Raw genomic sequence first — 474 nt, forward strand, 5'->3', positions numbered from 1 at the left:
CTAAGCAGCACTCGACAGGCGGCAAGGCCCGGCTCGGGAAGACGTCGAAGATGGGACAGCGCGACATACGCACCCTTCTGGTCTCTGGAGCCATGGCAGTTCTTCAGGCTGTCGAGCGGTTCGACACCCCGAACAATGGTTGGCTGAAGCGCCTGCTAACCCGCAAGCCACGCATGGTTGCCGCAATCGCGCTGGCCAACAAGATGGCGCGTGGCCTCTGGGCCATGATGACGAAACAAGAGGATTACCGGAATCCGGTGGCGACGATGGCGTAGCGAAGATTGCGCGTCACGACGTCCCGGTAAGTTGGGGGTGTGAGGAGGTCACTGAACAGTAAGGGCAAAGGATCGATCAGATCCGGGTCAGAGAAAGCAGCATTTGCGCAGGAGCCACGAGCTCGGTCTGTTGATATGCCTCTGGTCCGCGCATCGCCATACCGGCCCGCGGTCACATCAGAACCGCACACAGAGGCCT

1 protein-coding gene is annotated in these 474 nt (G+C 60.5%); it reads left to right on the forward strand.

Annotation, left to right across the window (positions count from 1 at the left end; all coding sequences use genetic code 11):
- On the forward strand, positions 1–275 hold a 275-nt coding region (locus tag FQ320_RS25390), incomplete at its 5' end, for a transposase (protein ID WP_148476014.1).
- Positions 276–474 lie beyond the last annotated feature (199 nt).

The sequence above is a fragment of the Oceaniovalibus sp. ACAM 378 genome (assembly GCF_008085915.1).
Lineage (GTDB): Bacteria > Pseudomonadota > Alphaproteobacteria > Rhodobacterales > Rhodobacteraceae > Oceaniglobus.